This is a genomic window from Streptomyces sp. Z423-1, from assembly GCF_013009255.1.
Taxonomy (GTDB): Bacteria; Actinomycetota; Actinomycetes; order Streptomycetales; family Streptomycetaceae; genus Streptomyces; species Streptomyces gossypiisoli.
The window spans coordinates 2,004,023-2,020,694 of the sequence record NZ_CP053109.1 but is presented as its reverse complement, the minus strand read 5'-3'; the positions used below and the strand labels follow the sequence as shown (position 1 = coordinate 2,020,694).

Below are 16,672 nucleotides of genomic sequence, written 5' to 3'. Positions count from 1 at the left end.
ATGCTCTCCACCCAGCGAGCAACCACAACGAACCCGCAGCCGCCCGCGAAGACCGGCCACCCCCCACGCATCGCAATCATCGGCGGCGGCCCCGGCGGCCTCTACGCCGCAGCCCTACTGAAACGCCTCGACCCGGATCGGCAGATCACCCTCTGGGAACGCAACGCCCCCAACGACACCTTCGGCTTCGGAGTAGTCCTCTCCGACGAAACCCTCGGCGGCATCGAACACGCCGACCCACCCGTCTACGAGGCCCTGCAACAGCACTTCATCCGCTGGGACGACATCGACATCGTCCACCGAGGAGTACGCCACACCTCCGGAGGCCACGGTTTCGCCGCCCTCGGCCGCAAACGCCTCCTGGAGATCCTGCACACCCGCTGCCACCACCTCGGCGTAGACCTCCGCTTCCGCACCGAGGCCCCACCCCCAGCCACCCTCTCGAACTCCTATGACCTCGTCATCGCCGCCGACGGAGTGCACAGCACCACCCGCGAGACGTACGCCAACGCGTTCCGCCCCCACATCACAACGCACCGCTGCCGATACATCTGGCTGGCCACCGACTTCCCCTTCGACGCCTTCCGCTTCGAGATCGCCGAGACCGAGCACGGCGTGATGCAACTCCACGGCTACCCCTATGCCCCCGACGCCTCCACCGTGATCATCGAGATGCGCGAAGAGGTCTGGCACGCGGCCGGTTTCGACGAACTCGGCGAGCACGAATCCATCGAACGCTGCGCCAAGATCTTCGCGGACGCGCTCGCGGGCCGCCCGCTGAGCTCCAACAACTCCACCTGGACCACCTTCCGCACCGTCGTCAACGAACGCTGGTCGCACGGCAACGTCGTCCTCCTCGGCGACGCCGCCCACACCGCCCACTTCTCCATCGGCTCCGGCACCAAGCTCGCCGTCGAGGACGCCCTCGCCCTCGCCGCCTGCATCCAGGAACAGCCCTCGATCGAGACGGCCCTGACCGCGTACGAGGAGGAGCGCAAGCCCGTCGTCGCCTCCACCCAGCGCGCCGCCCGGGCCAGCCTGGAGTGGTTCGAGAACCTCTCGCTCCATCTCCACCAGCGCCCCCGCCAGTTCGCCTTCAACCTGCTCACCCGCAGCCGCCGCGTCACCCACGACAACCTCCGGCTGCGCGACGCGCACTTCGCCGAGGCCGTGGAGGGCGAGTTCGGCTGCCCGCCCGGCACGCCCCCGATGTTCACGCCGTTCCGGCTGCGCGGCCTGACCCTGCGCAACCGGGTCGTGGTCTCGCCGATGGACATGTACTCGGCGGTCGACGGCGTCCCCGGCGACTTCCACCTCGTCCACCTCGGCGCCCGCGCGCTCGGCGGCGCAGGGCTGGTGATGACCGAGATGGTGTGCGTGAGCCCGGAGGGCAGGATCACCCCCGGCTGTGCGGGCCTGTACACCGGCAAGCAGGCCGAGGCCTGGCGGCGGATCACCGACTTCGTGCACAGCCGGGCACCCGGCGCCGGAATCGGCGTGCAACTCGGCCACAGCGGACGCAAGGGCTCGACCAAGCTGATGTGGGAGGGGATGGACGAGCCGCTCGACGACGGCAACTGGCCACTCGTGGCCGCCTCCCCGCTGCCGTACAAGCCCGGCAGCCAGACCCCGCGCGAGCTGTCCCGCGCCCAACTCACCGACATAAGAGAACAGTTCACCGCCGCCGCCTTGCGTGCCGCGCGGGCCGGTTTCGACCTGCTCGAACTGCACTGCGCCCACGGCTATCTGCTCTCCGGCTTCCTCTCCCCGCTGACCAACCGGCGCACCGACGCCTACGGCGGCTCGCTCGCGAAACGGCTCCGCTTCCCGCTGGAGGTCTTCGACGCCGTACGGGCCGTGTGGCCGGAGGAGAAGCCCATGACCGTGCGGATCTCGGCCACCGACTGGGCCGAGGGCGGCACCACGCCCGAGGAGGCCGTCGCGATCGCCCGGGCCTTCGCCGCGCACGGTGCCGACGCCATCGACGTGTCGACCGGGCAGGTGGTGGCCGAGGAGCGGCCCGAGTTCGGGCGGTCGTACCAGACGCCGTACGCCGACCGGATCCGGCACGAGGCGGGCGTCCCGGTGATCGCGGTCGGCGCGATCTCCTCCTGGGACGACGTCAACTCCCTCATCCTGGCGGGCCGCACGGACCTGTGCGCGCTGGCCCGCCCGCACCTGTACGACCCGCACTGGACCCTGCACGCGGCGGCCGAGCAGGGGTACGACGGTCCGGGCGTCGTCTGGCCCGCTCCCTATCGTGCGGGCAGCCGCCCACCCCGCACCGGACGCACCGACGCCCCCAAACCCCGGTTGACACTCAGCAGTTGAGGTCGGCCGTCCCGGCCGTGAGGGTCAGGGGCATGCGCGGTCAGAGGCCCGCGAAGACCGCCCCCGCGTCCCGCAGCCGCTCGTGCAGCCCTTGGAACACCGCCGCCGACCGCACGCCCGGCCAGTTCGCGGGCAGCAGGCTCGCCGGCAGGCCGGGGTCGGCGTACGGCAGATGACGCCAGGAGTCCAGGGCGAGCAGGTAGTCGCGGTAGGCCTCCTCGGGCGGGGTGTCGGTGCGCCGCTGCCAGTCGTGCAGTACGCGCGCGTGCCGGTCGAGGAACGCCTCGTGCTGCTTGGCGATCGCGGCCAGGTCCCACCAGCGGGCGACCGCCTCGACGGTCGGCGCGAAGCCGAGGTGCTCGCCGCGGAAGAGGTCGACGTACGGGTCGAGGCGCAGCCGTTGGAGGGTGTGCCGGGTCTCCTCGTAGAGCCGGGCGGGGGCGATCCACACGCCGGGTGAGGCCGTGCCGAAGCCGAGCCCGGCCAGGCGGGAGCGCAGCACGTGCCGCTTCTGCCGTTCCGACTCGGGCACGGAGAACACCGCGAGCACCCAGCCCTCGTCCTCGGGCGGCGCGGCGGCGTAGATGCGCCGGTCGCCGTCGTCGAGCAACTGGCGGGCGTCCGGGGAGAGTTCATAACCGGCGGCGCCCTGTGCGGTGCGGGCCGGGACGAGCAGGCCGCGCCGCTTGAGCCGGGACACCGACGAGCGCACCGAGGGCGCGTCCACCCCGACCGCGGCCAGCAGCCGGATCAGCTCGGCGACGGGTACCGGGCCGGGCATGAAGCGGCCGTACGCGCCGTAGAGCGTGACGATGAGGGACCGTGGAGCGTGCTGGTCGGACACGTTGATCATCTTAGGTCGTACGGATCACTGCCGGTCGCCTTCGGTGCGCAGGCGGAACCTCTGGAGCTTTCCGGTCGCGGTGCGCGGGAGGGCGTCCAGGAAGACGATCTCGCGGGGGCATTTGTAGGGCGCGAGTTCGGACATGACGAAGGCGCGCAGGGCCGCGGCGTCCCGTTCGGCGCCCTCCTTGAGGACCGCGTAGGCCACCACCGCCATGCCGCGCACCTCGTCGGGCCGGCCGACGACCGCCGCCTCCACCACGTCCGGGTGCCGCAGCAGCGCGTCCTCGACCTCGGGTCCGGCGATGTTGTACCCGGCCGAGATGATCATGTCGTCGGCGCGGGCGACGTACCGGAAGTAGCCGTCGGGCTCGCGGACGTAGGTGTCGCCGGTGATGTTCCAGCCGTCGCGCACGTACTCCCGCTGCCGTGGGTCGGCGAGATACCGGCAGCCGACCGGGCCGCGCACGGCCAGCAGTCCCGGCTCGCCGTCGGGCAGTTCACGCCCTTCGGCGTCCACCACGCGCGCGTGCCAGCCGGGGACGGGCACGCCGGTGGTCCCCGGTCTGATGTGCTCGTCGGCCGCCGAGATGAAGATGTGCAGCAACTCGGTGGCGCCGATGCCGTTGATGACGCGCAGGCCGGTGCGCTCGTGCCAGGCCCGCCAGGTGGCCGCGGGCAGGTTCTCCCCGGCCGAGACGCAGCGGCGCAGGGACGTCAGGTCGTGGCCGTCGAGCTCGCCGAGCATGGCCCGGTACGCCGTCGGCGCGGTGAACAGCACCGACACCCGGTGCTCGGCGATCGCGGGCAACAGCTGCTTGGGGCCCGCCTGTTCGAGCAGCAGCGCGCCGGCGCCGGCCCGCAGCGGGAAGACGACGAGACCACCGAGGCCGAAGGTGAAGCCGAGCGGGGGGCTGCCGGCGAATACGTCGTCGCTGTGGGGGCGCAGCACATGCTTCGAGAAGGTGTCCGCGATCGCCAGCACATCCCGGTGGAAGTGCATGCATCCTTTCGGACGACCGGTGGTGCCGGAGGTGAACGCGATCAGCGCCACGTCGTCGGCCGCCGTGTCCACGGCCGGATACGGCGTGCCGGGCGCCGGGAGGTTGAGGAGGTCGTCGGGCGCGTCACCGCCGTACGTCGTGATCCGCAGGTCCGGGATCTCCGCCTTGGCGAGGTCGTCGACGGCCCGGATGTCGCACAGCGCGTGCCGCACGCGGGCGATCTCGCAGATCGTGCTCAGCTCGTGCGGGCGCTGCTGGGCCAGCACGGTGACGGCGACCGCGCCCGCCTTCAGCACCGCCAGCCAGCAGGCGGCCAGCCAGGGCGTGGTGGGGCCGCGCAGCAGGACACGGTTGCCGGGGACGATGCCGAGGTGACCGGTGAGGACGTGCGCGAGCCGGTCCACACGGGCGCGCAGGTCGCCGTACGTCCAGGTGGGGCCGTGCGGGGTGTGGAACACCGGGCGGTCGTCGGGCGGGCCGTGCAGGAGGTCGGCGGCGCAGTTCAGCCGTTCGGGGTAGTGCAGCTCCGGCAGGTCGAAGCGGAGGTCCGGCCACTGGTCGCGCGGGGGGAGGTGGTCGCGCGCGAAGGTGTCGAGGTGGGCGGAGCGGATCGGACGATCGTCCATGGTGGTTCGCCCCCTTGCCTGGTGGGCGTCGTGGTGGGCGTCGTGGTGGGCTCGCACCAGGAGCGTATCGCGTTGGTGACGGCAGTCAATGGAGCGCGATACCGTCGGGTGAGACCGCTCCGGAGGGAGGACCGGCAGTGCCCGCATTCTCACTCGAACCGGAACAAGCCGCCTGGTGCGCCGAGCTGCGCACCCTTGCCGCCGAACGGCTGCGCCCGCTCGCCGAGAAGGGCGAACCCGGCCACGTCAACCGCCCCCTCGTCGCCGAACTCGGCCGCCTCGGCCTCCTCGACCGCCTCTTCACCTCCGGCGCCCTCGACCTCTGCCTGATGCGCGAGTCCCTCGCCTACGCCTGCACCGAGGCCGAGACCGCCCTCGCCCTCCAGGGCCTGGGCGCCCACCCCGTCCACGCCCACGGCACACCCGAACAGCGCGACCGCTGGCTGCCGGGGGTACGCGAGGGCAGCGTGGTGGCCGCCTTCGCACTGAGCGAACCGGGCGCGGGCTCGGACGCGGCGGCACTGTCGCTGAGAGCGGAGCCGGAGGAGGCCGTTGTGGGGGGCGTGCCGGACGGCGAGGTGGACGATGCGCCGTCCGCCCGCTTGGCCACGCAGGGTGGTGGTTCGGTGGGTGGTGCCGGTGCTCTGCCGCGTGGCGGCGCTTCGGTGGTTGGCGCCGGTGGTTTGCCGGGGGGTGGTGCTTCGGTCGCTCGGCCGGGTGTCGTACCGACCGGCGCCTCGCTGTCCGCCGAGGCCGACGGCTCCCGGTGCTGGCGGCTCAGCGGCGAGAAGTGCTGGATCTCCAACGCTCCCGAGGCCGATTTCTACACCGTCTTCGCGCGTACGACCCCGGATGCGGGCGCGCGCGGGGTCACCGCCTTCCTGGTGCCGGCCGACCGGCCCGGCCTCACCGGCACCGGGCTCGACATGCTCTCCCCGCACCCCATCGGGGCCCTCCACTTCGACGCCGTGCCCGTCACCGCCGACGACGTGCTCGGCGAGGTCGACCGGGGCTTCCGGGTCGCCATGGGCACGCTCAACCTGTTCCGGCCCAGCGTCGGCGCCTTCGCCGTCGGGATGGCACAGGCCGCGCTGGACGCCGCCCTCGTGCACACCGCCCAACGGGACGCCTTCGGCGGCAAGCTGAGGGACCTTCAGACAGTCACCCACCAGATCGCCGAGATGGCCCTGCGCACGGAGGCGGCCCGCCTGATGGTCTACGCGGCGGCGACGGCGTACGACGACGGCGCGGACGGCGTCCCGCGGCGGGCCGCGATGGCGAAACTGCTCGCCACCGAGACCGCGCAGTACGTCGTCGACGCGGCGGTCCAGCTGCACGGCGCGCGGGCGCTGCGGCGCGGCCATCTGCTCGAACACCTCTACCGCGAGGTGCGCGCCCCGCGCGTCTACGAGGGGGCGAGCGAGGTCCAACGCGGCATCATCGCCAAGGAGTTGTACGCCACCCTGGAGGCCCGACCGTGACCGCCGAGCGCATCGACCCGCCCGACCTCTCCCCGGCCACCGGCTTCTCGCACGCCGTGGTCGCCACCGGCTCCCGGCTGGTGTTCCTGGCCGGTCAGACCGCCCTCGACACCGATGGCAAGATCACCGGCGACACGCTCCCCGAACAGTTCGAGCGGGCGCTCGGCAACCTGCTGACCGCCCTGCGCGCGGCCGGCGGCACCCCGTCCGACCTCGCCCGCGTCACCGTCTACGCCTCCGACGTCGCCGCCTACCGCGCCCACGCCCCCGAACTGGGCCGCATATGGCGGAGTCTGGCCGGACGGAACTACCCGGCCATGGCGGTCGTCGAGGTCGTACGGCTGTGGGACGAGGCGGCGATGGTGGAACTCGACGGATTCGCCGTGCTGCCCTGACGCCAGGGAGCGACCACCCGGCCGTCCGGGAGCAGTTCCCGGACGGCCGGGCGGACTCGCCACCGAAGGGGTGACGATCACGCTCCCGGGCGCGGGCGCCCGGTACCAGTGGAGGCCCCACTTCAGGAGGTCCTTCCATGTTCCTGCGCCCTGCGCTCGGCGCGGCCGCCGCCGCCCTGGCCCTGTTCGCCGCCACCCCCTCGACACCGGCCGCTGCCGAATCGCACGAGTCGGTCACCGTCGACTCCAAGGGCCGGATCGCCCCCGACGGCACGATCACCCTCACCGGCACCTACCGCTGCGTCGGCAGCACCGGACCGGTCTTCGTCAGCTCCATGATCGCCCAGAGCGACCTGTCGGTCCGGCACGGCATCGGCGGCTCCCTCGCCGTGTGCGACGGCAAGGAGCACCGCTGGGAGAACACCGGCAAGCCGTACAACCGCGTACTGAAGGCGGGCACCGCCAAGGTCGAGGCCACGCTCATGGAACTGCGCCCGCAGGGCGGCCTGCCGCTGCCCACCTTCCACGCGACACAGCAGCAGGACGTCCGGCTGGCCAAGAACTGACCGGCCTCTTCGGACCCGGGTGCGCCCGCACCGTACTGTCACCGGGCGCACCCGACATCCAGCACTTCGATCACGTCACCATGGCGGGTGTACAAAAGCCAGCACCAGTCACCGAATGCCGCGGACAGATCCGAGGCCTGTGTCGTCCGGTCTGTGGCCACGGCCCCGATGAGCGTGATGATTTCCTCGTGCGCGTCGTCCGGGACGTCGAACAGCACGTTGGCGGCCCGCTGGACCATTTCCACTTTCATCTCGCCCCCCGCGGACAGCATGAGCAGCCGAATACAGAGGTCGCTCGACCAGGATAATCCCCCATTGGGGTGAATCACGATCCGTCACCGGGCCGGTGAGCCCGAGCAACGCGGGCACACCGATACGGGCCCGAATGGCAAAGATGCAGAAGTGGACATTTCCGGTCACTGTAGGACAGGGCCGGACACCGGCCGATCTTGCCGAGCATCGGACTAGCCGAAGGAAACGTGATGGCCGTAGCTTCAGACATGCTCGTCCCGGCACTGCGCGAGGTCCGCAAGGCCGAAGTCGCGCTGGCCAACCGCTTCAACGCCCACCTCGCGGGCACGCCCGCCGGGGAGTACCGGGAGGTCCTTGAGCGCCGCGCCGGCGACGCCCGGGGGCACATCTACCGCATCGACGAACGTCTCGGAACGCTGCAGTCCCGCGGCCTGATGCAGACCGTTTGGGGAAATGCCTGGCGGTTGACCGGGCAGGCCGCCCGGCTGCCCTTCAGCGTGACCATGGCCGTCCCCAGCGCCATGTTCCGGGGGCGTGGACCGGCGACGGAGCACCAGCTGCTGAAGAACGTCGAGGACGAGTACGCCGTCACCGCGTACGCCGTGGCCATCTGCCGGGCCGCCGAGCGCATCGCCCAGGAGGCCCAGGACGCCGCCAGCTCGGAGCTGCTCAGTTCCATCCGCCGCGACCACGAGGAGGCGCTGGAAGAGCTCGGCAACAATCTTGAGCAGCGCGCCGAGGCAGCGGTGGCGGCCGCCCAGACCGCCGACGGTCTGACCGCCACGGGCGCCGCCCAGGGGGTCCGCGCCTGGAGCAGCTGGCTGCGCGAGACGGCCGAGCGCATGCCGGGCGCCGACCGGCTCCAGGGCGCACCCGAGGGGGCCCTCATCAGGGACTTCGAGTTGCCGATCCCCGACTACCGCAGGCTCAGCAGCAGGACGATCCTCGAACGCCTCCCGCACCTGCCCCAGCGGGACCTGGCCACCGTCGGCGCCTATGAGCGCGCCCACGCCGCCCGCCCCGCGATCCTGAGCAGGGTCGCCGACCTGCTCGGTCCGGAGCCCTGGCCCGGCTACGACGGCATGGACGAGGACGAGATCATCAAGCGGCTCGGTGACGGTGAGGAGAGCCTCACCCGGCGGGTGCTGACCTACGAGCGCCGCCACCAGGCCCGCTCCAGCATCCTCTCCGCCGCCGAACGCATCCCCGCCTGACCGGCCTGGCACCGGCCTTTCGGGCCGGGCTCTCACCGGCGCACCCCGGGCTCACGCGGCAGACCGCGCGACCCGGGGGTGTCGGCACTGATAGGTCCACAGCTGGTCGACGAGGGTGAAGCCGAAGGAGTCGAAGAGCCGGGGCGCGGCCTGGCAGTCCCGGCCGGGGTGCGGCGGGTCGTCGACGACGAGCGCGACCTCGGTGGCGCCCTGCTCGGCCAGCAGGGCCAGGGCTTGGCCGAGCAACTCGTGGCCCATGCCACGGCGGCGGTGACTGGGCAGAGTCTCGATCCAGTACACGGTCGCGGTGCGGTCGGGTCCCACGCTGACCACGGCCTCCGCGACCGGCTCGGCCGCCTCGCGGACGATCAGCCGCTGCCCCGGCGGGAAGTCGCAGGGGACGACCTCGGCGACCAGCTTCGCCGACCGAGGTGCGGCAGACAGCGCGCAGTACAAATAGCGGCTCTGGCAACGCCCGGTGAAGCCGCTGTGCAGCAGAGCGTCGTGTGTGGCGCCGCGGTGGGTGCGGGGCAGCCCGCCCGGTCCCAGCGGCCCCGGCGGACCACCGACGAACGCCTCGATCAGCGCGCAGTGGGCGAGCGCGGCGAGGGCGTGCCCGATCAGGGCACGCAGGGCAGGCGGATCCTCGTGGGCGTGGACCCAGCAGATCAGCCCGGTGCGCACATCGGCCCAGGACAGATAGGCGATGACCCCCCGAGGGCGGTCCCCGGCACTGGCCAGCACGCTGATCTCCGGCCGAGCCGGCACCGCCCAGCCGGCCGGGGGGACCGGACCGTGCCGCGCGGTGGCCAGCCTCTCCGGGGTGCAGCGCGGTTGTCCCGGCAGCCGGTCGGCGTCGATCAGTGCTCGCACCCCCGGTTCGTCGTCGGGACGGTACGGGCGCACCGTCGACCCGCTCTCGGGGCTGGGCGAAGAGGCCATGGTGTCCGTCCGCACAGGTGCTGACGTCGTTACCGGCTCTCTTCAGCGTCCTCCGTTCGGCCCCCGCTGTCACGGGAAACGGTGACTGTCCCGCAGGCGCCCTACGGAGAGCCGCCGTCCTGTGGCCTCACAGCGAACGTGAGCTGGGCCGCCGCCAGCAGCGCGCGCATCTCGGCGATGACCGGCCGGTGCAGGGGCAGCGTCAGGTGGCCGACGCCCGGCACCAGCACGTTGCGGGCCTTGAGGTCCGGATGGTCGATGCGGCCCCTGGCGGCCGGGATGACGGCTTCGTCCAGGTCGCTGTGGAAGGCCACGAACCGGGTGCGGCATCCCGGGGCGGGTTCGGCGAGTTCGGTCAGCAGCTCGCTTCCGGGCCGTAGCTGGCGCAGCAGCGGATGGGCCGGGGCCAGCAGGGCGGTCGCGGTCCCGCCGTGCGGCGTCGCGAGCGTGATCACCAGCGGGACGTACGCGTCGCCACCGAGCCGCTGCACGTAGTAGCGGGCGATCAGCCCGCCCAGGCTGTACCCGATCACGACCGCCGACCGCCCCGCGCCCTGGGCGCAGGCCGGCTCGACCTGGTCGCCCAGCGACCGGGCCGCCGTACGGATGTCCGGGCCGAACGCGTTGCAGGCGACCTGGATGAAGGGGCCCACGCCGTCGCCGCGCAGCTCGCGCTCCAGCGGTGGGACGACCGACGCGCCGTCGGCCAGCCCGTGCACCAACAGCACCGGAATCCCCGAATCGGCGGGCAGCGGGTCGGCCGGGCCCGCCGGTCGCCCGTGCCGGGCACGACCGAGCAGCCCGGTCAGCTGCCCGACGCCCTCCGCGGCGATGTCGAGGGGGAGCCGGGCCAGCCGTACGACCGCCCTGCTCGCCTCGACACCTACGCCGCGCGCCGGTGACAGCCCGGGGACCGTCAGCTGCGGCCTGAGAGGAATGCCCGTAGCCATTCACCTTCCCTGCACGAACGGCGCCCGTCCTGCGTGGCGGAAGAGCTGGACAACTGGACTGCAGAACTGGATGCGCCTACATGGGAAACGTTGCGGTAGTCGGCTCAATTCCATCCATCGCTACGGTTCACTTTGGCCGATCCCGGTCAAACATGCACATCGGCCTCCGCCGACGGCCGCGCAGGCGCGCGCGGTGCCTCGGTCCTACGGTGGTCCTGAGAGGGCCGTCGAACCGATCCGGCCCAGTGGAGGAGGCCGCGATGGACGAGCAGTTCGTCTGGGTGACGACACGCCGCCTTCGGGCGGGCAGCCTGGAGGAGTTCGAGAGGTCATGGCGCCCCGATCCCTACCCACAGGGTCTGCGCCGCGCCTTCGCCTACTGGTCCGAGGACGGACTGGAGATCACCGGGGTCTCGTTCTGGGACTCGAAGGAGGCGTGCGACTCCTGGCGGGACTCCGAGCCGGAGAAGCAGCGGCGTGCGGCCATGGCCCCCTACGTCGTCGAGGAGCGGGAGGGTTTCTACCGCGGCCGTGAACTCACCGTCCCTCAGCGATAGCTGTCGGTGAACAAGCACAGGCGCGTTGTAAGAGTTGCCGGGCTGTCACCGGCCCACCGGATCGCCCTCGGCGCCGTCGGTCTGCGTGCGCAGCATCGCATGGCCGCCGTGATGCAGGGGTGTGGTCAGGCCGAGTCGGGCCGCTTCGCCGCCTGTTCGGGCGTCGAAGACGTGGACGTGGCCGTGACCGCCGCGCGTGACGGCGACCCAGTCCGCGCCCGGTGAGGCGGCCACCGCACGGCGTTGGACGCCTTCCCAGGGGGTACCGCCGCGGCGGGGTGCCCCGTCCATGGCGGGGAGGGGGACGCGGCGGGCGGTGTCGTCGGCGTCCAGGAGGATCAGTTCGTCGCCGTCCGGGTGGATACGGGTGAACGCGGTGTGGTGCCGGGCGAGGGCCAGCCGGAAGACCAGGCCGGGGCCGAGTTCCGTCAGAGTGGTGCGGTTCGTCCCCAGGTCGTGGCGCCACGCCTGGTTGGTCCATTCCGGCCACCGCAGCGGGTCTGCGGGGCCGCCCCGCAGCGTCGACCACAGCGCCCGCCGCCGGGGATCGAGCCGCAGGTACCAGCCCCGGGCGGTCGAACCCCACGGGATCACCGGCTCCGGGACGAGTGCGTCGCCCTCGCGGCGGGCCCGGTGCACCCCGTCGCCCGTGGCCGCGAACACCTCGCCGCATTGGGGGTCTTGGGCGTCTCCGTGTCCGTCGTCCGGCAGCGGAAGGTCTGCGTGGGGTGTGACAGGAGGGCAGCCGGGCGGTGCCCCGAGCAGGTCGGCGAACCGGTGGGCGGCCAGCGCGCCGGGCTCTCGGTGCCGCAGGACGACCAGCGGATCGTCGTCGCCCAGGACCGTCACCCCCGGTTCGCCGACGCGTGTGCGTATCCGGGCCGCGGCTCCCGTGGCGAGGTCGATGACGGTCAGGAGGTCCGACCACGGCTCGGCGTTCTTGCCCAGGCCCGTCGTGACGGCGACCCACCGGCCGGACGGGTCGCAGGCGAGATGCTCGGCCGGTACGGCGACCGGGACCGCGGCCTGCACCAGTTCGTCACCGAAGGGGTCGAGCACCAGCAGCTCGCCCCTGCGGTCGTCGACGCAGGCCGCTCGCCCGCCCGGCAGCGCCAGGAACCCGGCGTGCTCGGAGAGGTGACGGCCGGTGAGGCGGTCCGTCTCGGTGCCGTCCGGCACGGTCAGTACGTGGACGGATCCCTCCACATGGTCGGAGACGAGCAGCAGGGGCGGGGCGGCGGTCATCGGTGCCTCCATGGAAACAGGGACTGTTGAGGAGTCGAGGACAATGAAAACGATTATCATGTATCTTCGGGTCGTTCCGGGGTCCCTGAGAAGAAGCGAGGGCATCGATGCTGCGCTCACCGTCGAGATACGTCCGAGGCTGGATCACCGCAGCGCTGGTGGGTTCCGTGCTGGTCGGGTGCGGCTCAGCCACCGAACCGGCGGGCGAGCGGGCCGCCGCGCCCGGCCCGAAGACCGACGTCGCCGTCGAACCCATCAAGGCGACACGGGAGTTGACCGACACGGGCGGCGTCAAGGTCTCCCTCAAGAAGGAACCCGAGCGCGTCGTCTGCCTGTTCGCGCTCTGCGACGACATCCTGACCGAGCTGGGCATCGTCCCCACGGCCACGAACAGCGCGCTCCTCGCCCACCCCGACTTCCTGGGGGAGGAGAAGGCGAAAGAGGTCGACATTATCCCCGGCGGGTTCATCGCGCCCGAGGCGGAGGCGATCCTCTCCCACAAGCCCGACCTCGTGATCGGCCTGGAGGACACGCACGGCAAGCTCGCCCCGGCGCTGAAGGACGCCACCACGTTCTGGGCCATGCAGCCCGAGACGTGGGAGGACAGCGTGGGCTACCTGCGTGACGTCGCCGCGCTGACCGGCCGTACCGCCGAGGGCGAGAAGGCCGAGAAGGCCTTCCGCACCAAGCTCGCCGAGGCCGAGAAGTCCAGGAGCGACAAGACCGCGCTCATCATCTACGGCAGTGACGAGAACTTCGGCGTCGCCACCCCGGAGACGGACGTGGGCGCCAGCCTCTTCCCGAAGCTCGCCGACTACCCCTGGAAGTCCCGTGGCGTGGAGGGCAGTTACAGCCTCGAAGAGATCCTCGCCCGTGACGTCGACGTGCTGTTCGTCGAGACGCTGAGCTTCGGCGAGGCGGACGGCAAGCTGTCGGAGAAGCTGGCGAAGAACCCCCTGTGGGGCAAGATCCCGGCGGTGAAGAACGGCGACGTCCACGAGGTGAACTCCGAGGTGTGGGCCAAGGGGCGCGGTACCCGTTCGCTGGGCATCATCCTCGACGAGGCCACGGCCGCACTGCGGTGAGCACGCCCACCGCGACGCACTCCGCGGCGGGCGACACGGCATCGGGCGCACAACGGTCCGGGCGCCTCGCAGCTGGATGGCAAATGCCCGTCCTGGCCGTCCTGTCGGTCGCCGCATCGGCCTGCGCGCTGAGTCTGGGCACCCCCTACGTCCCGCCGCACCGGCTGCCCGGTGCGCTGCTGGACGGGGACAGCACACTGGCCGGGATCGTCGTCACCGAACTCCGCGTGCCCCGGCTGGTGCTGGCGCTCGTCGCCGGGGCCTGTCTGGGCGCGGCGGGGCTCGTGCTCCAGGAGGCGCTGCGCAATCCCCTGGCCGTCCCCGAGATGCTGGGCGTGTCGTCGGGGGCCGCGCTCGGGGTGGCCGCGCCGCTGGTGCTGGCGCTGTCCCTGCCCGCCGCCGTCCAGCCCCTGCTGGCCGTCGGCGGGGCCGCGCTCGGCGGCGGACTGACGCTGCTCGCCGCCGGGTTGGGGCGCAGCCCGTCCGCCGTGCTGCTGACCGGCGCCGCGGTCGCCGCCGCCCTGCAGGCCGCGCTGCTCGTGCTGATGGTGGCGGCCGACCAGCTCGACCTGCAGCTGATCTACCGCTATCTGCTCGGCTCGCTCTCCGCCCGTACCTGGGACGACGTCACCGGGCTGTGGCCGTGGCTGCTCGTCGCGGTCCCCGCGCTCGTGCTGTGCGCGCCGGTGCTGTCGGTGCTGCGGCTGGGGGACGAGGACGCCGAGGCGCTGGGGGTGCGCGCCCAGCGGGCCCGGCTGGCCGCGCTGGCCATCGCCGTCGTACTGATCGCGCCCGTGACCGCCGTGTGCGGGCCGGTGGCATGGGTCGGGTTCCTCGCTCCGCACCTGGCGCGGTGGTTCACCCCCGCGGCGGGCGCGGTGCGTTGGCTGCCCTGGTCGGCGGCCTGGGGTGCCGCCGTGGTGGCCGTCGCGGACGTCCCGGCCCGCCTCGCACTGGCGCCGGTCGAGACGCCGGTCGGCGCTTGGACGGCCCTGGTCGGTGTGCCCGTCGGGGTCGCCCTGCTCCGGTCGGGCAGGCGCAGGCCGGCGGGCACCGCTGTCGTGCGCTCGGTGCCGCAGGGTGCGCAGGCCGTGCCCGCACGCCCCTCGGAGGAGGTCGGATGAGCCGCCGTTTCGCGGTGCTCGTCGCACTCACCGTCGTGTGCGCCGGTGTCGAACTGGTGGCCGGGCGGGGCATGTCCCCGGCCGCTGTCTGGGACGTCCTCGGCGGGGGCGGCGATACGACGGAACGGCACATCCTGCTCCAGCTCCGGCTGCCCCGCCTCCTGGTGGCCCTCGGTGCGGGGGCGTGCCTCGGCGTGGCGGGCCTGGTCCTGCAGTCGGCGCTGCGCAACCCGCTGGCCGGGCCCGAGGTGACGGGTGTGACGCCGGGGGCGGTGCTCGGCGCCGTCGCCGCGACCAGCCTCGGACTCGCGGGGTGGGAATCGCCCCTCGCCGTGGTCGTCGCCGCGTGCGTGGGCGGCTGCGCCGGGGCCGCGCTGCTGTGGCTGCTCGCCGGGCGCGGCCGCAGCGACCCCGCGCAGACCGCCGTGCACGGGGTGCTGGTGTCGGCGGTGCTCGGCGGGCTCACCGCCATGGTGCTGCTCGTCGATCCGGGCGAGCTCGGCAGCGTCGTCCAGTGGCTCGTCGGCACCACGGAGGGCCGGGTGTGGCCGCACTGGCACCTGCTGTGGCCGTGGGCGCTGGCTTGGGGAGCCGCCGCCTGGCTGCTGGCCGGGCCGCTGACCCTGCTGCGCTGCGGGGACGACATCGCCCTCGCCGCCGGGCTGTCCGCCCGGCGGGCCCGGACCCTCGCCCTGCTGTGCGCGGTGGCGCTGACGGCGGGTGCGGTGGCCGCCGTGGGAGCGCTGGGTTTCGTCGGGCTGCTCGTACCGCACCTCGCCGTGGCCGTCTTCGGCGCCGACCTGCGGGTGACCCTGCCCGGCGCCGCCCTGGTGGGCGCGGCCGTGGTGTGCGGGGCGGACGCGGCGGCGCAGCTGTCCTCGCGGCTGCTGGCGGCCGCGCTGGACTCCGGGCGGCTCACGCTGCCGGTCGGGGCCCTCACCGCCTGCCTCGGGGCCGCGCTGCTGCTGGTCGTCGTGCGCCGCGCGCCGAGCCGTACGTTCTGATGTCGACGGAGGACAGCATGACCGAGTCCGTGGGGATCCACGTCCAGGGGGTCCACTTCGGCTACCCCGGGCAACCCGTGTTGCGGGGCGTCGACATGACCGTCGAACCCGGGGAGCTGACCGCCCTCATCGGCCTCAACGGCTGTGGGAAGTCGACCCTGTTGCGGCTGGCCGCCGGGCTGCTGCGGCCGGACGAGGGGCGCGTACTGCTCGGCGGGGACGACCTCGCCCGGCTGACCCGGCGCGCCACGGCCCGACGGGTCGCGCTGCTGCACCAGTCGGCCCCGGCCGTACCCGGCATGACGGTACGTCACCTCGTCCGGCAGGGGCGGTACGCGGCGCGCGGACCGCTCGGCATGCTGCGCGAGGGCGACGACCCCGTCGTGCGCCGCGCCCTGCGCGACGTCGGCGTGGAGCAGTGGGCCGAGCGTGACGTCGACGCGCTGTCCGGGGGCGAGCGGCAGCGGGTGCGGCTCGCGATGGCGCTCGCCCAGGACACCCGTGTCCTGCTGCTGGACGAGCCGACCACGTACCTGGATCTGCACCACCAGCTCGACGTGCTGCAGACCGTGGTCCGCCTGCGCGAGGAACGCGGCCTGACGGTCGTGATGGTGCTGCACGACCTGGCGCACGCCGCCCGGTTCGCCGAGCGGATCGTCGCACTGCGCGACGGCCGCGTGGTGGCCGACGGGACACCGAAGGAGGTCGTCACGCCGGGGCTGCTCGCGGACGTGCTCCGGGTGGCCGGCCGGGTCGGCCGGGATCCCGAGGGGGGCTGGCCGGTGTGTTACCCAGATCACCCTCTCCCAGCCCTAGAATATGAAAATCATATTCATTAGAGTTCCCTGCGTGGCGCTCACCAGAACGCCATATCTCCCTGATGACGAAGGAGAGTTCATGGACACCGAGCAGGTCTTCGCGCCGATCGCCGACCCGGGTCAGCTGGCTCACGACTCGGCCTCCCACTCCAACGCGCTCGTCGAGAACCCCTTCGAGGACACCGAGGAGTAAGCGAGGGTCCAGCACCTTCGACCGGTGGGCCCGCCCGTCACG

The 16,672-nt window shown here is 72.7% G+C and carries 17 protein-coding genes; 11 read left to right on the top strand and 6 right to left on the bottom strand.

What is annotated here, in order from left to right; all coding sequences use genetic code 11:
* Entirely contained in the window at nt 1-2,331 is a 2,331-nt protein-coding gene (locus HJD23_RS09235) for a bifunctional salicylyl-CoA 5-hydroxylase/oxidoreductase (RefSeq protein ID WP_171116242.1), read from the top strand.
* A 40-nt stretch (nt 2,332-2,371) separates the two neighbouring features.
* On the opposite strand, the gene HJD23_RS09230 is transcribed toward HJD23_RS09235, so the two are convergent.
* A complete protein-coding gene (locus HJD23_RS09230) occupies nt 2,372-3,184 on the bottom strand; it encodes a PaaX family transcriptional regulator C-terminal domain-containing protein (protein ID WP_171116240.1) in 813 nt (270 codons plus the stop codon).
* 15 nt (nt 3,185-3,199) lie between these two features.
* On the bottom strand, nt 3,200-4,804 hold the full coding sequence (locus tag HJD23_RS09225; RefSeq protein ID WP_232107652.1) for an AMP-binding protein: 1,605 nt from the start codon (nt 4,802-4,804) through the stop codon (nt 3,200-3,202).
* Nucleotides 4,805-4,941: 137 nt separating this feature from the next.
* On the opposite strand from HJD23_RS09225, the gene HJD23_RS09220 reads away from it, so the two are divergent.
* The 3 genes from HJD23_RS09220 (at nt 4,942) to HJD23_RS09210 (ending at nt 7,246) form a co-directional block, all read left to right on the top strand.
* The gene (locus tag HJD23_RS09220) at nt 4,942-6,285 is read left to right on the top strand and encodes an acyl-CoA dehydrogenase family protein (RefSeq protein ID WP_171116236.1); all 1,344 of its coding nucleotides are present in this window, start codon (nt 4,942-4,944) and stop codon (nt 6,283-6,285) included.
* Nucleotides 6,282-6,680 carry a RidA family protein gene (locus HJD23_RS09215; RefSeq protein ID WP_171116233.1) on the top strand — a complete coding sequence of 133 codons (399 nt, stop codon included), beginning with the start codon at nt 6,282-6,284 and terminating at the stop codon, nt 6,678-6,680. The genes HJD23_RS09220 and HJD23_RS09215 overlap by 4 nt, the downstream gene beginning before the upstream one ends.
* Nucleotides 6,681-6,817: 137 nt before the next feature.
* Nucleotides 6,818-7,246, top strand: a complete 429-nt coding sequence (locus HJD23_RS09210) for a DUF6299 family protein (RefSeq protein ID WP_171116231.1) — start codon at nt 6,818-6,820, stop codon at nt 7,244-7,246.
* A 38-nt stretch (nt 7,247-7,284) separates the two neighbouring features.
* Here the strand turns inward: HJD23_RS09210 and HJD23_RS09205 are convergent, their stop codons facing one another.
* Complete coding sequence (locus HJD23_RS09205) at nt 7,285-7,518, bottom strand: hypothetical protein (protein WP_232107653.1); 234 nt, start codon at nt 7,516-7,518, stop codon at nt 7,285-7,287.
* Between the two features lie 210 nt (nt 7,519-7,728).
* On the opposite strand from HJD23_RS09205, the gene HJD23_RS09200 reads away from it, so the two are divergent.
* Entirely contained in the window at nt 7,729-8,712 is a 984-nt protein-coding gene (locus HJD23_RS09200) for a hypothetical protein (RefSeq protein WP_171116229.1), read from the top strand.
* Between the two features lie 51 nt (nt 8,713-8,763).
* On the opposite strand, the gene HJD23_RS09195 is transcribed toward HJD23_RS09200, so the two are convergent.
* On the bottom strand, nt 8,764-9,654 hold the full coding sequence (locus tag HJD23_RS09195; RefSeq protein ID WP_171116227.1) for a GNAT family N-acetyltransferase: 891 nt from the start codon (nt 9,652-9,654) through the stop codon (nt 8,764-8,766).
* Between the two features lie 101 nt (nt 9,655-9,755).
* The gene (locus HJD23_RS09190) at nt 9,756-10,604 is read right to left on the bottom strand and encodes a lipase (protein ID WP_171116225.1); all 849 of its coding nucleotides are present in this window, start codon (nt 10,602-10,604) and stop codon (nt 9,756-9,758) included.
* 260 nt (nt 10,605-10,864) lie between these two features.
* On the opposite strand from HJD23_RS09190, the gene HJD23_RS09185 reads away from it, so the two are divergent.
* Nucleotides 10,865-11,161, top strand: a complete 297-nt coding sequence (locus HJD23_RS09185; protein WP_141307831.1) for a hypothetical protein — start codon at nt 10,865-10,867, stop codon at nt 11,159-11,161.
* A 45-nt stretch (nt 11,162-11,206) separates the two neighbouring features.
* Here HJD23_RS09185 and HJD23_RS09180 read toward each other — a convergent pair whose 3' ends face one another.
* Nucleotides 11,207-12,406, bottom strand: coding sequence for a hypothetical protein (locus HJD23_RS09180; protein WP_171116223.1), 1,200 nt, complete (start codon nt 12,404-12,406; stop codon nt 11,207-11,209).
* A gap of 107 nt (nt 12,407-12,513) precedes the next feature.
* On the opposite strand from HJD23_RS09180, the gene HJD23_RS09175 reads away from it, so the two are divergent.
* The 5 genes from HJD23_RS09175 (at nt 12,514) to amiA (ending at nt 16,630) form a co-directional block, all read left to right on the top strand.
* Nucleotides 12,514-13,491 carry an ABC transporter substrate-binding protein gene (locus tag HJD23_RS09175; protein WP_171116222.1) on the top strand — a complete coding sequence of 326 codons (978 nt, stop codon included), beginning with the start codon at nt 12,514-12,516 and terminating at the stop codon, nt 13,489-13,491.
* An 83-nt stretch (nt 13,492-13,574) separates the two neighbouring features.
* On the top strand, nt 13,575-14,615 hold the full coding sequence (locus tag HJD23_RS09170) for an iron ABC transporter permease (protein ID WP_171116219.1): 1,041 nt from the start codon (nt 13,575-13,577) through the stop codon (nt 14,613-14,615).
* Nucleotides 14,612-15,619: an iron ABC transporter permease gene (locus tag HJD23_RS09165; RefSeq protein ID WP_171116217.1), complete on the top strand. Its 1,008-nt coding sequence runs from the start codon at nt 14,612-14,614 to the stop codon at nt 15,617-15,619. Before HJD23_RS09170 ends, HJD23_RS09165 begins: the two co-directional genes overlap by 4 nt.
* A 17-nt stretch (nt 15,620-15,636) precedes the next feature.
* Nucleotides 15,637-16,458 carry an ABC transporter ATP-binding protein gene (locus tag HJD23_RS09160; RefSeq protein ID WP_171116215.1) on the top strand — a complete coding sequence of 274 codons (822 nt, stop codon included), beginning with the start codon at nt 15,637-15,639 and terminating at the stop codon, nt 16,456-16,458.
* Between the two features lie 58 nt (nt 16,459-16,516).
* A complete protein-coding gene (gene amiA, locus HJD23_RS43650) occupies nt 16,517-16,630 on the top strand; it encodes a streptamidine family RiPP (RefSeq protein ID WP_240980669.1) in 114 nt (37 codons plus the stop codon).
* Nucleotides 16,631-16,672 lie beyond the last annotated feature (42 nt).

What these genes read in the sequence shown, in the direction of transcription:
- HJD23_RS09235 (WP_171116242.1), top strand. Translation starts at nt 1, where the DNA reads ATGCTCTCCACCCAGCGAGCAACCACAACGAACCCGCAGCCGCCCGCG.
- HJD23_RS09230 (WP_171116240.1), bottom strand. Translation starts at nt 3,184, where the DNA reads ATGATCAACGTGTCCGACCAGCACGCTCCACGGTCCCTCATCGTCACG.
- HJD23_RS09225 (WP_232107652.1), bottom strand. Translation starts at nt 4,804, where the DNA reads ATGGACGATCGTCCGATCCGCTCCGCCCACCTCGACACCTTCGCGCGC.
- HJD23_RS09210 (WP_171116231.1), top strand. Translation starts at nt 6,818, where the DNA reads ATGTTCCTGCGCCCTGCGCTCGGCGCGGCCGCCGCCGCCCTGGCCCTG.
- HJD23_RS09205 (WP_232107653.1), bottom strand. Translation starts at nt 7,518, where the DNA reads ATGCTGTCCGCGGGGGGCGAGATGAAAGTGGAAATGGTCCAGCGGGCC.
- HJD23_RS09200 (WP_171116229.1), top strand. Translation starts at nt 7,729, where the DNA reads ATGGCCGTAGCTTCAGACATGCTCGTCCCGGCACTGCGCGAGGTCCGC.
- HJD23_RS09195 (WP_171116227.1), bottom strand. Translation starts at nt 9,654, where the DNA reads ATGGCCTCTTCGCCCAGCCCCGAGAGCGGGTCGACGGTGCGCCCGTAC.
- HJD23_RS09190 (WP_171116225.1), bottom strand. Translation starts at nt 10,604, where the DNA reads ATGGCTACGGGCATTCCTCTCAGGCCGCAGCTGACGGTCCCCGGGCTG.
- HJD23_RS09185 (WP_141307831.1), top strand. Translation starts at nt 10,865, where the DNA reads ATGGACGAGCAGTTCGTCTGGGTGACGACACGCCGCCTTCGGGCGGGC.
- HJD23_RS09180 (WP_171116223.1), bottom strand. Translation starts at nt 12,406, where the DNA reads ATGACCGCCGCCCCGCCCCTGCTGCTCGTCTCCGACCATGTGGAGGGA.
- HJD23_RS09175 (WP_171116222.1), top strand. Translation starts at nt 12,514, where the DNA reads ATGCTGCGCTCACCGTCGAGATACGTCCGAGGCTGGATCACCGCAGCG.
- HJD23_RS09170 (WP_171116219.1), top strand. Translation starts at nt 13,575, where the DNA reads ATGCCCGTCCTGGCCGTCCTGTCGGTCGCCGCATCGGCCTGCGCGCTG.
- HJD23_RS09165 (WP_171116217.1), top strand. Translation starts at nt 14,612, where the DNA reads ATGAGCCGCCGTTTCGCGGTGCTCGTCGCACTCACCGTCGTGTGCGCC.
- HJD23_RS09160 (WP_171116215.1), top strand. Translation starts at nt 15,637, where the DNA reads ATGACCGAGTCCGTGGGGATCCACGTCCAGGGGGTCCACTTCGGCTAC.
- amiA (WP_240980669.1), top strand. Translation starts at nt 16,517, where the DNA reads ATGGACACCGAGCAGGTCTTCGCGCCGATCGCCGACCCGGGTCAGCTG.